The organism is Leclercia sp. UBA2479 (assembly GCF_002341985.1).
GTDB classification, from domain to species: domain Bacteria; phylum Pseudomonadota; class Gammaproteobacteria; order Enterobacterales; family Enterobacteriaceae; genus Enterobacter; species Enterobacter pneumoniae.
On record NZ_DDPB01000008.1, the window covers coordinates 220,770 to 232,773 of the forward strand.

Genomic DNA, 12,004 nt, shown 5'->3' on the forward strand with positions numbered 1-12,004 from the left:
CTGAATGTCGGCGAGGATGGTATGAATAACAGAATTGAATATTACAAAATCAGTAGTTTTATTTTTCTCTATTTCTTTACCTGGTCCGCAAGTATTGGCTTGCTGGCTATCTGGCTCGGACAAAAGGCGAATTTGAGCGGTTCGGTCATCGGCACGGTATTTGCGGTGAACGGCATCTTCTCCGTCATTTTGAAACCTATCTATGGCTATATTCTCGATAAGATCGGCATGAGCAAATATCTGCTCTATTTTGTGGTGGCGATGTCTGCGCTGATGGCCCCGTTTTTTATTTACGTTTATCAGCCGCTGTTAATGTCCAACACCCTGTTGGGGATTATTATCGGGGCACTCTATTTAAGCTTTGCCTGGTATGCGGGCGTGGCGGCGTGTGAATCCTATTCCGACCGCTTTAGCCGCCTGAACGGCATGGAATTTGGCCAGATCCGCATGTGGGGATCGCTCGGCTGGGCGGTAGCCTCGTCATTCTCGGGCCTGCTGTTTAACCTCTCTCCGGCATATAACTTTATTATGGGCAGCGTGGCCTCTGTGATCATGCTGATTGTCCTGCTTAAACTGAAAGTGAACACTAACTCCGTTCATGCCGGCGACGTGCTGACCAAAGAGAAAATTGCCCCGGCGGATGTCTATGCGCTGCTGCGCAACCGCAAGTTCTGGGCCTTCTGTCTTTACGTGGCGGGCGTAGCCTGGATGATGTTTATCGCCGAGCAGCAGTTCTCGCGTTATTTCGTCACCTTCTTCGATGATATTCACCAGGGCAACGCGGTATTTGGTTATCTGGGCACCGTACAGTCAGGGATGGAATTTGTCATGTATATGGTGATCCCGCTGTTTGTGAACTTTATTGGCGCAAAACGGGGATTACTAATTGTCGGGCTGGTGGTCGGGGCACGCCTGATTATTTCCGGCATCTGCGACTCACATCTATTAATTTCTGTTCTCAAGCCGCTCTATGGCCTGGAAATCTGTCTGCTGCTGGTGTCGGTCTTTAAATATATCGCCGAGCATTTCGATAAACGCGTCAATGCCACCATGTATTTGTTGGGGTATCAGGCGATGTTGTACGTCGGGAATGTGGTGGTCTCTTCGCCGGCTGGCTATATGTACGACCGCATTGGCTTCGAGCAGACCTACATCATCATGGGTGCCACTGCGCTGACCTTTACGCTGATTTCTGCCTTTACGTTATCCGCCTGCCAAAGCAAATGGCGCAGTGCGCAGCCGCTTAACGTCGCAGAACAGCATTCAACTCGCTAATTTACGCCGTCAAAGAAGGAACCAAATATGTTAAATCAGATTGCCCTTGAGCGCCTGACCGGGATTGCCGAGCCTGTAGACGAGAGGGCATTCAGCGATGAATTACGCTCAGCCCGCAGCCATGTTCTGGAACTGATTGGCCGTCATTTAGAAACCTTTGGCGAGCAGTTTCCGGCAGAAACCTGCCAGGAGGGCTATTACCCGCTGACCGACAACGTCGAGTGGACCACCAGCTTCTGGACCGGGCAGCTTTGGCTGGCGTGGGAGATGAGCGGTGAAGAGAAATACCGCGCCATGGCCGAGAAACATGTCCGTTCGTTTGGTCTGCGTATCGCCGGGCGCAATGATACCAATACCCACGATCTCGGTTTTCTCTATACGCTCTCCTGCGTCGCGGCCTGGCGGCTGACGGGAAACCGCGAAGCGCGTGGCTTCTCGCTGCTGGCGGCAGAGGCGCTGCTGGAGCGTTTCCATGACAAGGCGAAGATCATACAGGCGTGGGGCGATCTGACCGATCCGGATCAGGCCGGACGGATGATCATCGACTGCAATATGAACCTGCCGCTCCTCTACTGGGCGACGGAACAGACCGGCGATCCGCGCTTTGCCGATGCCGCGAAAGCCCACGTCATGCAGGCGGCGACCTGGTTGATCCGTGAAGATGCCTCGACCTTCCATACCTACTATATGGACGTTAACACCGGCGCGGCGCGTTATGGCAATACTCAGCAGGGCTACGCCGACGATTCGTGCTGGTCGCGCGGCCAGGCGTGGGGAATTTACGGCTTCCTGCTGAGCTATATCTATACCGGCGACGCGGCGATGATTGACCTGTCAAAACGGCTGGCAAACTATTTCCTTAATCGGCTTCCGGAAGACTACGTCTGCCACTGGGATCTGGCGCTGGTCGGAACCGACGCGCTGCGTGACTCCTCCTCGGCGGCTATCGCGGTATGCGGCCTGCTGGAGCTGGTGAAACATCTGCCAGCCACCGATCCGGACCGGGAGCGTTATCTGGCCTGGGCAAAAGGGATCATGTCGTCACTGACGAAGCACTACCTGATGGGCAAAGAGGAGAAGGGGACGGGCCTGCTAAAGCACTCTGTCTATCACCTGGCAAGCAATAAAGGGGTGGATGAGTGTGCGAGCTGGGGGGATTACTTCTATGTAGAGGCGCTGGTGCGCTTTACGCAGAGCTGGAAACTGTACTGGTAACAGGCTGGGGTGTTACCACCCCAGTACCTCTTTAATGACGCGCCGATAGGGCGTGTCGATCTGAGACGGCACGCGGCGCATATAATCCTTTGCATGGCTGCGGGTCTCGCCGCTGAGGCTATCCAGATAAGCGATAGCCTCGTCCGCGGTTGGCACCCGGCCTTCCAGCGACGCGCTGCGGGGCGGTAGTCCGGTCCAGATAACCGCCTCGATGTCTCGCTGTGCGGCCCAGGTCGATAGCTCGCCCACATGGCGACCCGCTATCAGCAGCGAACCAATGCCATCGCAGCGCTCCTCCGGTATCCCTTCACGTGCGCGCAAAGCCTGGCAGGCGAGACTCAACTGGTCTGTATCCAGCCATGCCCAGAGCACCGGTACAGCAGGCGCATTCATGCAGATGGCGGTCGCCAGTTCGCCGCCATCGCTCACCCGGCAAAACTCGACGGGCAGGGAAGGCCCGTCGGTTTGCCACTCTCCGGCGACAGGTAACGCGCCGCTTTTCCAGATTAACGAACCCCAACCCAGACACGCAATTTTCATCCTGTTCCTCTGTGCGACGTGAACCGATAGCCTCAGACGTTATGCTTTAGGAATACGCAGCGTCTGACCCGGGTAGATTTTGTCGGGGCTGGAGAGCATCGGGCGGTTAGCCTCGAAGATTTTGTTGTACTGATTGGCATCGCCGTACACGGTTTTGGAGATGGCGCTCAGGGTATCGCCCGATTTTACCGTGTAGTAGGTGGCTTCATCTTTGGTATCGGAAGCGGTGATGTTGTTTTCCACTTCGCTAACGCCCGCAATGTTACCTACGGCAACCTGAATCTTCTCTTTCTGCTCCTGGGTGAGGCCATCGCCGGTCACGCTGGCTTTACCGTCGGTGACGTTGACCTGTACCTTCTCGGCGCCAGGTATGTTGAGTTTTTTGAGATGTTCGGTGACTTTTTCGCCCTGGTTTTTATGGTCCGTCAAATTGTCCCAGAGTTTTTCACCTGCTTCTTTAACGAAGTTAAAAATGCCCATACTACCCCTCCTGTTAGATATGAAGACAGAATAAGCATAGCAGGCAAAGGGAAAGTTAATCAGTCTTCACCGATGAGGGAGAAGACTGATTAGGATGACATCAAGCCGCAGGCTCGAGAATGCGAATGTGCGTTTCCAGCACATCACCTTTAACGGCATCGCTCCAGGCTTTCATGTGCGGCGTCTGCAGGTGGGCTTCAAGATGGGCCACGGTTTCCCACTGTTCTACCATGATAATGGAGTCTGGCGCGGTGGCCTGGAAGCTGGCGCTGGTAGCAGCATCCACCATCGGCGCATAGCCGTGGCAGCCCTCTTCTTGCAAAACGGTGGGGATAATTTTTGCAAACTGATCCAACACCGCCTGGCGGTGGTGTTGACCAGGGCGGGTGCGGATTTCAGCAATAATGGTAAGCATGATGTTTTCTCCTGATAACAGGCTTCCAGTTAAGCAAAAATTTCCGCCAGATGCTTGCGATATTCTGCGATATAACGCGGCACGTCAGGCATTTTAATGACATCGTTAACGATAAAGGTTGGCAGGCTTTCCATTCCGAGGAACTGGTTGGCTTTGTGGAAAGGCAGATAGGCACCGTCTACGCCCACTCCTTCAAAGAACTGATCCGGGTCGGTGAAGGCATCCAGCGGGGCATTCCAGGTCAGGGAAAGCATATACTTTTTGCCCTGAATCAGGCCGCCTGAACCATATTTTTTAGACGCATCTGAACGGGTACGGCCGTCGCTGGCATACAGGGAGCCGTGACCTTCGGTGAAGACTTCATCCATATACTTTTTCACAGTCCATGGCGCGCCCATCCACCAGCCCGGCATCTGCCAGATAACGACATCGGCCCAGAGAAAGTTCTGCACTTCCGTTTTCACATCATAATCGCCGTCTGCGCGGACGACTTTAACATCATGCCCGGCGTCGCGCAGAAAACCATCCGCGACCTCGGTCAGGGTGTCGTTCAGTTGGCCTTTTGAGTGCGCGAACTCTTTCGCGCCATTGATAATCAGTACGTTGCTCATTATTTGTCCTCGGTGGTGAGAGTATGCCGAGTATTCTACGCGCGAGGACGGAGCGGAAAAATAAGCAAAATGTGCATAGTCTTTTGCGTTATACGCAATAATCGCTTACCAGCTAACCTGGACTTCAACGCCAGCGTCGGCTGCATTTCTCAGCGAGACGTGCATTCCGTGCAGGGTGGCGATGCGTTTCACAATCGATAAGCCCAGCCCGCTGCCGGTGGCATCCTGTCCCGGCGGACGATAAAAGCGTTCACCGATCCGCGCCAGCGCGTCGGGTGAGATCCCGGGGCCGTTGTCACGCACGATGAAGCTGCGGCTATCCAGCGTCACGTCCACGACGCTACCGCGCGGGCTGTAACGTATGGCGTTATCCAGCAGATTACGCACCAGCAGGCTGAGGAGCAGTTGTTGCCCCATGCGTTTCACCTCTGGTGCATTGATATGCAGACGTAGATCAATGCCCGCCTGCTGCGCCGGATGATAGCTCTCCATCACCGCCGACTGGAGTAAATCAGCCAGTAAGAGGGGTTCTACTCCGTCCAGGTTATCCAGCGAATCCAGGCGCGACAGCGTGAGAAGTTGATCGACCAGCCGGGAGGCGCGGTCGATACCGGCATGCAGCTGCGCCAGCGCTTTTTCCTGGGCCTGCGGGTCATCAAGAGAGAGCTGCGCCACGTCGGTTTGTACCTTCAGGGCGGCCAGCGGACTGCGTAGCTCGTGGGCGGCATCTGAGGTAAAGCGACGCTCGCGGCTCATCATCGCCTGGGTGCGGGCAAACAGTTGATTCAGCGCGTCGAGAAGAGGCCGTACTTCCGTAGGGACCCCCTCCGTCGGCAGCTTATCGGTGGCATCGGGTGAACGTGTGCGCAGTGTCTGCGCCAGCTTTTTCAGCGGCTTTAGCTCGCGGCTTAACAGAAGGATAAGCAATAGCAGCATCACGGGCAGGGCCAACAGCCACGGCGTGAGCTGAGAAGTTACCACCTCCAGCGCCATCTCCTCGCGATACTCCCACTCCTGACCCACCACGATACGGTATTTTCCATCCGGGGAGGTCAGCCACAGAAAGCGCCACGCATCGTTGTCATCTTCGAGGTGTCCGTTGGTAAAGCCATCCCGCCGCCAGCGATACGGGATCTCCTGCCCGTTTTCCCCATCGTGTAGTACCCGCTTCCCCTCAGGGGTAAAGATGGCGAACGCCAGAGCGTCGTCATCCAGATGGCCATGCCGGGCTTTTTCCGGCACGTCGCGCAGGCGTGCAGAGGCGTTTAGCTCATCGAGATCCATCGTCAGCAGGCGTTTAGCAAATAACATCTGCTGGGTATCGAACAGCTTATCAAGCTTGTCAGTGGTCTGCTGCCAGGCCACCACGCTTGCTGCCAGCCAGGCCGCCAGGGCCAGTATCAGAAAGAGAAAGGTGAGCCGCAGCTTCAGGCTCAGGCGTTGGGTCAGTTTCATGCGTCACCCAGGGTATAACCGATGCCATGCACGGTGCGGATAAACTCGCTACCAAGCTTGCGGCGTAAATGGTGAATATGCACTTCAATGGCGTTGCTCGACACGTCGTCGTCCCAGGTGTAGAGCTTGTCTTCGATCTGTTTACGCGGTAACACGCGCCCGGCATTGCGCAGCAGAAGCTCCAGCAGGGCAAACTCTTTCGGCTTCAGCAACAGCGGAGCGCCCTCCAGCGTCGCAACCAGCCTGGCCGGATCCAGCGCCACCTTGCCGTGCTGAAGCAGGCTCTGGCTCTGACCATGGCTGCGGCGCACCAGCGCCTCCAGACGGGCCGCGACTTCGATAAGGGCAAAGGGCTTACAAAGATAGTCATCGGCCCCCAGGCGTAACCCCTCCACGCGCTGTTCAAGCGCATCGCGGGCGGTGAGGATCAGCACCGGCTCGCTGCGCCTCTGGTCGCGCCAGGCGCGCAGGATCGCCAGCCCATCCATCCCTGGCAGAGTCAGGTCTAAAACCACCGCGTCGTATGGGGCGCTGAGTAACGCCGCCTGCCCGGTGTGGCCGTCGGTGAACCAGTCGACGCTAAAGCCCATTTTGGTGAGGCCCGCTTTGATGCCATCCCCGATAAGCTTGTCATCTTCTACCAGTAAAATGCGCATATTCCCTCCTTGATGCCGTCAGTAAACCCTCTGCTTCAGCTTGCTGTACAGTAAAAATAAATAAATTTTCCCCTTAAGAAGTTGTTAAGGTTTACCCTGTTTAATGGATTGCGAAACGACATTAAAGGGAGAGTTAAGATGAAAAAATACGCTGCAATTGCTGCCATCATGATGATGACCACGGCCCCGGTCTTTGCTGCCCAGGGGGGCTTTAACGGCCCGACAGCCGCACCGGCTCAGACGCAAACCGAGACCCAGAAGGGCGGTTTTGTCGATAACGACGCCAATCTGACCACGGCGGCAAAAGTGAAAGATCTGAAAGACGACAGCTGGGTGAAGCTGCGCGGAAATATCACTCAGCGCCTCTCTGACGACCGTTATACCTTCCGCGATGAGAGCGGCACGGTAGACGTCGAGATCGACCACAAACGCTGGAACGGCGTGACGGTGACCCCGCAGGATAAAGTGGAAATTCAGGGTAAAGTCGATAAAGAGTGGAACGAGTTTGAAATTGACGTGAAGCAGGTCATCAAACTGAACAAATAACCCTAAAAAGGACCGCTTAGCCGGTCCTTTTTCTTTGTGACTCAACACGCCAGATAGGGTAGTATCTGCGGCAATATTGCCTGAAGCCAACAGGTTTCTGAGTTGAGGAATCACAATTAATGAGCGATATGGCAGAGCGCCTCGCGCTACATGAATTTACCGAAAACGCCTACCTGAACTACTCCATGTACGTCATCATGGACAGGGCGTTACCCTTTATTGGCGATGGCCTGAAGCCGGTTCAGCGTCGCATCGTCTATGCGATGTCCGAGCTGGGGCTGAGCGCCAGCGCCAAGTTCAAAAAATCCGCCCGTACCGTTGGTGACGTGCTGGGTAAATACCATCCGCACGGCGACAGCGCCTGCTATGAGGCGATGGTACTGATGGCCCAGCCGTTCTCTTACCGCTATCCGCTGGTCGATGGCCAGGGGAACTGGGGTGCGCCGGACGACCCGAAATCCTTTGCGGCGATGCGTTATACCGAATCGCGCCTGTCAAAATATGCGGAAGTGCTGCTGGGCGAGCTCGGCCAGGGTACCGTTGACTGGGTACCTAACTTCGACGGTACGATGCAGGAGCCCAAAATGCTGCCTGCGCGTCTGCCAAATATCCTGCTGAACGGCACCACCGGTATCGCCGTGGGCATGGCGACGGACATTCCGCCGCACAACCTGCGCGAAGTGGCGAAAGCCGCCATTACCCTGATTGAACAGCCTAAAACCTCGCTGGACGAGCTGCTGGATATCGTGCAGGGGCCAGACTACCCGACCGAAGCCGAGATCATTACCTCCCGCGCGGAGATCCGCAAAATCTACCAGAGCGGCCGCGGCTCTGTCCGTATGCGTGCGGTATGGAGCAAAGAGGACGGCGCCGTGGTGATCACCGCGCTGCCGCATCAGGTCTCTGGCGCGAAAGTGCTGGAGCAGATCGCCGCCCAGATGCGCAATAAAAAGCTGCCGATGGTTGACGACCTGCGCGATGAGTCGGACCACGAGAACCCAACTCGTCTGGTGATTGTGCCGCGCTCTAACCGCGTGGACATGGAACAGGTGATGAACCACCTCTTCGCCACCACCGATCTGGAAAAAAGCTACCGCATTAACCTGAACATGATCGGCCTGGACGGGCGCCCGGCGGTGAAAAACCTGCTGGAGATCCTCACCGAATGGCTGGCGTTCCGCCGCGATACGGTGCGTCGCCGTCTGAATCACCGTCTGGAAAAAGTCCTGCGACGCCTGCATATCCTCGAAGGTTTGCTGGTGGCGTTCCTCAATATCGATGAAGTCATTGAGATCATCCGTACCGAGGATGAGCCGAAGCCAGCGCTGATGTCGCGCTTTGGCATCAGTGAAACCCAGGCCGAAGCGATCCTTGAACTGAAACTGCGCCATCTCGCCAAACTGGAAGAGATGAAGATCCGCGGTGAGCAGAACGAACTGGAAAAAGAGCGCGATCAGCTGCAGGCGATTCTGGCCTCCGAGCGCAAGATGAACACCCTGCTGAAGAAAGAGCTGCAGGCCGATGCCGATGCCTTTGGCGACGATCGTCGCTCTCCGCTCCATGAGCGCGAAGAGGCGAAGGCGATGAACGAGCACGACATGCTGCCGTCCGAGCCGGTAACCATTGTGCTTTCCCAGAGCGGCTGGGTGCGTAGCGCCAAAGGTCACGATATCGACGCGCCGGGCCTGAGCTACAAAGCGGGCGATAGCTACAAAGCGGCGGTGAAAGGGAAGAGCAACCAGCCGGTCGCCTTTATCGACACCACCGGTCGCAGCTATGCCATTGACCCGATTACGCTGCCATCGGCACGCGGACAGGGTGAGCCGCTCACCGGCAAGCTGACGCTGCCGCCGGGGGCAACCGTTGAGCATATGCTGATGGAGGCCGAAGAGCAGAAACTGCTGATGGCCTCTGACGCGGGCTACGGCTTTATCTGTACCTTTAATGACCTGATCTCACGCAACCGTGCCGGTAAAGCGCTGATCAGCCTGCCGGACAACGCCCATGTGATGCCGCCGCTGATCGTTGAGAACGAAAGCGACATGCTGCTGGCGATCAGCCAGGCCGGCCGTATGCTGATGTTCCCGGTCAGCGACCTGCCAGAGCTGTCGAAAGGCAAGGGCAACAAGATCATCAACATCCCTTCCGCTGAAGCTGCCAAAGGCGAAGATGGCCTGGCGCATCTGATGATTTTGCCGCCGCAGAGCACGCTGACCATTCACGTCGGCAAGCGTAAAATCAAGCTGCGTCCGGAAGAGCTGCAGAAGGTGGTGGGCGAGCGCGGACGTCGCGGTTCGCTGATGCGCGGCCTGCAGCGTATTGACCGCATTGAGGTTGACGCGCCTAAGGCGTCGCGCGCAGGCGATAGCGAAGAATAACGCCATATTCCCCCTCCGTTCTGGAGGGGGATCTCGCTAAAATTTCCTGTAAAGCCGTTGTTAATTCGTGCGTTGCGATTAACAATACGGGTTTGCGGATCCGTTCGTAATCCAGGTCCTGACTGAAATTGACATACCATTATCCGCTGTCAGGGCTTTTGAGGTCGCTATGCTATTAATTATTCGAATCATTCTTACCGTCATCTACTGCATTCTGGTCTGTATTTTTGGCTCTATCTGGTGCTTGTTCAGCCCGCGTAATCCAAAACATGTCGCGACGTTTGGCCATATGTTTGGCCGTTTATCGCCGCTGTTCGGCCTGAAAGTGGAGCTGCGCAAACCCGAGGGGGCAGAGCAGTATGGCAACGCTATCTATATCGCCAACCATCAGAACAATTACGATATGGTCACCGCCGCCAAGATTGTGCAGCCGCCGACGGTGACCGTCGGGAAAAAAAGCCTGCTGTGGATCCCGTTCTTCGGCCAGCTTTACTGGCTGACCGGCAATCTGCTGATCGACCGTAATAACCGCGCCAAAGCGCACAGCACCATTGCTGAAGTGGTCAATCACTTTAAAAAGCGCAAGATTTCAATCTGGATGTTCCCGGAAGGTACTCGCAGCCGTGGTCGCGGCCTGCTGCCGTTTAAAACGGGCGCATTTCACGCCGCTATTGCGGCAGGTGTTCCAATTATTCCTGTGTGCGTTTCCAATACTTCGAATAAGATTAATCTTAACCGCCTGAATAATGGGCTGGTGATTGTCGAAATGCTGCCGCCTGTCGACGTCAGCAAGTATGGCAAAGATCAGGTGCGTGAACTGGCAACCCACTGCCGTGAGCTCATGCTGAATAAGTATGAGGCACTCAATAAAGAAGTTGCTGAAAGAGAAGCTGCCGGCAAGGTTTAAGCCGGATGAAAGGGAAACGACTTCCCGCCTTGTTCGTTTGTATTACATGGAGCCAATATGTCACTCAGTCGCCGTCAGTTTATTCAGGCATCCGGAATCGCCTTGTGTGCAGGTGCGGTTCCACTGAGGGCAAACGCCGCCGGGCAGCAACAGCCGCTGCCCATCCCGCCGTTACTCGAATCCCGTCGTGGTCAGCCCCTTTTTCTGACGCTGCAACGGAGCCACTGGTCCTTTAGCCAGGGCACACGTGCGCCCGTCTGGGGTATTAATGGCCGCTATCTCGGGCCGACGGTGCGTGTCTGGAGCGGCGATGACGTGAAGCTGATCTACAGCAACCGTCTGGCCGAAAACGTCGCCATGACCATCAGCGGTTTGCAGGTGCCAGGCCCGCTGCTGGGTGGCGCGCCGCGCATGATGTCCCCGAGCGCCGACTGGGCGCCGGTGCTGCCAGTGCGCCAGCGTGCGGCGACGCTCTGGTATCATGCGAATACCCCTAACCGCACTGCCCAGCAGGTTTACAACGGCCTGGCGGGAATGTGGTTGATTGAGGACGAGGTCAGCAAATCGCTGCCTATTCCGAACCACTACGGCGTGGATGATTTCCCGATTATTATCCAGGATAAACGGCTGGATAATTTCGGCACGCCTGAATACAGCGAGCCGGGGAGCGGGGGCTTTGTGGGTGACACCCTGCTGGTTAACGGTGCCCAGAGCCCATACGTTGAGGTATCCCGCGGCTGGGTGCGTCTGCGCTTGCTGAACGCCTCAAACTCCCGACGCTATCAACTGCAAATGAGCGACGGTCGGGCCTTACACGTTATCGCGAGCGATCAGGGCTTTTTACCGGCACCGGTATCCGTCAAACAGCTGGCCCTGGCGCCGGGTGAACGCCGCGAAATTCTCGTGGATATGACCAACGGCGACGAAGTGTCGATTACCTGCGGTGAAGCGGCGGGTATTGTCGATCGTATTCGCGGCTTCTTTGAGCCCTCCAGTATTCTGGTGTCGACGCTGGTTTTAACCCTGCGCCCGACTGGCCTGTTACCGCTGGTGACCGACAGCCTGCCGATGCGCCTGCTGTCGGAGGAGATCCTCTCCGGGTCGCCGGTGCGTAGCCGGGATATCAGCCTGGGCGACGACCCGGGTATTAACGGGACGCTGTGGGACATTAACCGCATCGATATCACCGCTCAGCAGGGCACCTGGGAGCGCTGGACGGTGCGCGCGGACATGCCGCAGTCGTTCCATATCGAAGGGGTAAGCTTCCTGATCCGCAATGTGAATGGCGCGATGCCTTTCCCGGAAGACAGGGGCTGGAAAGATACGGTCTGGATCGACGGGCAGGTTGAGCTGCTGGTCTATTATGGTCAACCTTCGTGGCCGCACTTCCCGTTCCTGTTCCATAGCCAGACGCTGGAGATGGCGGATCGCGGCTCGGTGGGGCAGATGCTGGTGAACCCGGCGCCGTAAGTTTTACCCTCACCCCGGCCCTCTCCCGGAGGGAGAGGGAGAAAAAGGGCCAAAAC

12 protein-coding genes are annotated in these 12,004 nt (G+C 56.5%); 6 read left to right on the plus strand and 6 right to left on the minus strand.

From position 1 onward, the window contains the following. The first annotated feature begins 21 nt into the window (after positions 1–21). Together B3B59_RS09350 and B3B59_RS09355 are read left to right on the plus strand one after the other, a co-directional pair. A complete protein-coding gene (locus B3B59_RS09350) occupies positions 22–1,275 on the plus strand; it encodes an oligosaccharide MFS transporter (protein WP_040073997.1) in 1,254 nt (417 codons plus the stop codon). 27 nt (positions 1,276–1,302) lie between these two features. Further along, on the plus strand, positions 1,303–2,490 hold the full coding sequence (locus tag B3B59_RS09355; RefSeq protein ID WP_207292413.1) for a glycoside hydrolase family 88 protein: 1,188 nt from the start codon (positions 1,303–1,305) through the stop codon (positions 2,488–2,490). Between the two features lie 12 nt (positions 2,491–2,502). Here B3B59_RS09355 and B3B59_RS09360 read toward each other — a convergent pair whose 3' ends face one another. The 6 genes from B3B59_RS09360 to qseB all read right to left on the minus strand — a co-directional run bounded on the left by B3B59_RS09360 (position 2,503) and on the right by qseB (position 6,647). Beyond that, complete coding sequence (locus B3B59_RS09360) at positions 2,503–3,030, minus strand: hypothetical protein (RefSeq protein ID WP_207292412.1); 528 nt, start codon at positions 3,028–3,030, stop codon at positions 2,503–2,505. Between the two features lie 39 nt (positions 3,031–3,069). After that, positions 3,070–3,510, minus strand: coding sequence for a peptidoglycan-binding protein LysM (gene lysM, locus B3B59_RS09365; RefSeq protein ID WP_040074000.1), 441 nt, complete (start codon positions 3,508–3,510; stop codon positions 3,070–3,072). Positions 3,511–3,610: 100 nt separating this feature from the next. Further along, the gene (locus B3B59_RS09370; RefSeq protein WP_040074001.1) at positions 3,611–3,925 is read right to left on the minus strand and encodes a putative quinol monooxygenase; all 315 of its coding nucleotides are present in this window, start codon (positions 3,923–3,925) and stop codon (positions 3,611–3,613) included. Positions 3,926–3,954: 29 nt separating this feature from the next. After that, positions 3,955–4,536, minus strand: a complete 582-nt coding sequence (locus tag B3B59_RS09375) for an NAD(P)H-dependent oxidoreductase (protein ID WP_286808790.1) — start codon at positions 4,534–4,536, stop codon at positions 3,955–3,957. A gap of 105 nt (positions 4,537–4,641) precedes the next feature. After that, the gene (gene qseC, locus B3B59_RS09380; RefSeq protein ID WP_286808792.1) at positions 4,642–5,991 is read right to left on the minus strand and encodes a quorum sensing histidine kinase QseC; all 1,350 of its coding nucleotides are present in this window, start codon (positions 5,989–5,991) and stop codon (positions 4,642–4,644) included. Continuing rightward, positions 5,988–6,647 (minus strand): quorum sensing response regulator transcription factor QseB, encoded by a 660-nt coding sequence (gene qseB / locus B3B59_RS09385; protein ID WP_286808794.1) that lies wholly within the window; start codon positions 6,645–6,647, stop codon positions 5,988–5,990. The genes qseC and qseB overlap by 4 nt, the downstream gene beginning before the upstream one ends. Before the next feature lie 138 nt (positions 6,648–6,785). On the opposite strand from qseB, the gene B3B59_RS09390 reads away from it, so the two are divergent. From B3B59_RS09390 to ftsP, 4 genes are all read left to right on the plus strand, one after another. Further along, positions 6,786–7,193, plus strand: a complete 408-nt coding sequence (locus B3B59_RS09390) for a YgiW/YdeI family stress tolerance OB fold protein (protein ID WP_040074005.1) — start codon at positions 6,786–6,788, stop codon at positions 7,191–7,193. A 119-nt stretch (positions 7,194–7,312) separates the two neighbouring features. Next, positions 7,313–9,571, plus strand: a complete 2,259-nt coding sequence (gene parC / locus B3B59_RS09395; protein WP_286808796.1) for a DNA topoisomerase IV subunit A — start codon at positions 7,313–7,315, stop codon at positions 9,569–9,571. Positions 9,572–9,740: 169 nt separating this feature from the next. After that, positions 9,741–10,478: a 1-acylglycerol-3-phosphate O-acyltransferase gene (gene plsC / locus B3B59_RS09400; RefSeq protein WP_040074007.1), complete on the plus strand. Its 738-nt coding sequence runs from the start codon at positions 9,741–9,743 to the stop codon at positions 10,476–10,478. 57 nt (positions 10,479–10,535) lie between these two features. Beyond that, on the plus strand, positions 10,536–11,948 hold the full coding sequence (gene ftsP, locus B3B59_RS09405) for a cell division protein FtsP (protein WP_046885858.1): 1,413 nt from the start codon (positions 10,536–10,538) through the stop codon (positions 11,946–11,948). The last annotated feature ends 56 nt before the right edge of the window (positions 11,949–12,004 follow it).